The organism is Micromonospora maritima (assembly GCF_902825405.1).
In the GTDB taxonomy this organism is placed as follows: Bacteria; Actinomycetota; Actinomycetes; order Mycobacteriales; family Micromonosporaceae; genus Micromonospora; species Micromonospora maritima.
Map to the genome: position 1 here is coordinate 1 of NZ_CADEAU010000736.1, position 2,066 is coordinate 2,066.

A 2,066-nucleotide genomic window follows, 5' to 3' on the forward strand; every position below is an offset into this window, starting at 1 on the left:
CCGCGCGTACCGCCTCGGCGGCCCGGGCCGCCGCGACCCCCTGCTCCACCGCGTCCGCCGTGGCGAAGCCGTGTTCGGCCGCCACCGCGCGGACCGCGTCGGCGCCGGCGAGCTGCTGGAACGCCGGCTTGGCGCGCTTCGACACGTCCCGTGGGATCGGCGCGCCGGGCACCGGCAGGTAGCCGATCTCGCCGGCCGCGCCGCTGCTGCCGTGGTGCAGGCGGCCACCCAGCATGATCGCCAGGCCGACACCGGCGTCCACCCAGACCAGCACGAAGTCGGCGGTGTCCCGGGCCGCGCCCGACTGCGCCTCGGCGACCGCGGCCAGGTTCACGTCGTTCTCGAAGACGACAGGCGTGTCCAGGTCCTCGCGGAGCGCGGCGAGCAGGCCGCTGTGCCAGCGCGGCAGGTTGAACGCGAACGTGATGTCGCCGGTCTGCGGATCGACCAGGCCGGGGGTGCCGAGCACCACGCGTCGGACGGCGGACAGGTCGGCCCCGGCGCTGCTGGCCGCCTGGACCACGGCGTTGTGCACCACGCCGACCGGATCGTCGGTGTCCCTGGTGGACTGCTCGACCCGGCCGACCACGGCGCCGGTGATGTCGGCGCAGGCCGCCACCACCCGCTCGGCGCCGACGTCCACGCCGACCACGTACGCGCTGCCCGGTCGCACCGCGTAGAGCTGGGCGTTCGGGCCCCGCCCGCCGGCCTGCTCACCGACCCGGGCGACCAGCCCGCGCTCCTCCAGCCGCTCGACGAGCTGGGACGCGGTGACCTTGGACAGCCCGGTCAGCTCGCCGATCCGGGCCCGGGTCAGCGGCCCGCGTTCGAGCAGCAGCTCCAGCGCCGCTCGGTCGTTGAGCGCCCGCAACAGTCGGGGGGTGCCGGGCAGCCGGGTCGCACTCATGCCAACGTCCTCAATTTTTCCGTAAAGTTTCTAACCATAAAACGCCTGCCGAAGGGTGCCCGTTAGCGTATCGGCCACCCCGATCCGCAGAGGTCGGACGACCCGGCAGGGAAAGGGGATACTCGTGGGGTTGGATCCAGGACTCCGTCGGCTCGCGCTGGGCACGTTGCTTGCCGCGTACGCCGGCCCGGTCCCGCCGGACTGGGCGGTCGACCTGCTCGCCGACGGGCTCGCCGGGCACACCCTGTTCGGCACCAACGTCCACGACCCGGCCCAGGTGGCGGCGTCCACCGCGGCGCTGCGCGCCGGCCGTGCCGACGTGATCCTCGCGATCGACGAGGAGGGTGGCGACGTCACCCGGCTGGCCCACGCCACCGGCAGCCCGTACCCGGGCAACGCCGCGCTCGGCGCGGTGGACGACCCCGACCTCACCCGCCAGGTCTACGCGGCGATCGGCGGTGAGCTGGCCGCGCTCGGTCTCACCCTCGACCTGGCCCCGACGGTGGACGTGAACACCGCGGACGAGAACCCGGTGATCGGCACCCGGTCGTTCGGCGCGGACCCGAAGCGGGTGGCGGTCCACTCGGCCGCCGCCGTGGCCGGCCTCCAGTCGACCGGCGTCGCCGCCTGCGCCAAGCACTTCCCCGGGCACGGCGCCACGGTCGCCGACTCCCACCACGAGCTGCCCACCGTCGACGTGCCGCCGGCCGTGCTGCGCGAGCGCGACCTGCCGCCGTTCGCCGCCGTGGTCGACGCCGGCGTACGGGCCGTGATGACCGCGCACATCCGGGTCCCGGCGCTGACCGGCGACGGTCCGGCCACGTTCAGCCGCGCCGTGCTCGTCGACCTGCTGCGCGGCGAGTACGGCTTCACCGGCGCGGTGATCACCGACGCGCTGGAGATGAAGGGCGCCGCGCTGGCCGCCGGCGGGGTGGGCCCGGCCGCGGTCCGGGCGCTGGCCGCCGGCGCCGACCTGCTCTGCATCGGCGCGCAGGTCGACGCCGAGCTGGTCGAGCTGGTCGCCGCGGAGATCGTCGCCGGGATCGGCGACGGCCGGCTGGACCGGGCCCGGGTGGAGGAGGCCGCCAAGGAGGCCGCCAAGGAGAAGCGCCGGGAGGCCATGGGCCGAGTGGTGGGCCGCTTCACGGGGGCCGTGGGC

General features: G+C 75.4%; 2 protein-coding genes. One reads left to right on the forward strand and one right to left on the reverse strand.

Features of this window, described 5'->3' with window-relative positions:
• The coding region (locus tag HUW36_RS31675) for an ROK family transcriptional regulator (protein WP_174531425.1) at positions 1–907 on the reverse strand (907 nt) is incomplete at its 3' end.
• Positions 908–1,031: 124 nt separating this feature from the next.
• Between HUW36_RS31675 and HUW36_RS31680 the strand changes: the two genes are divergently transcribed.
• Positions 1,032–2,066 (forward strand): glycoside hydrolase family 3 N-terminal domain-containing protein (locus tag HUW36_RS31680; RefSeq protein WP_246248420.1); only part of this gene is annotated, 1,035 nt, incomplete at its 3' end.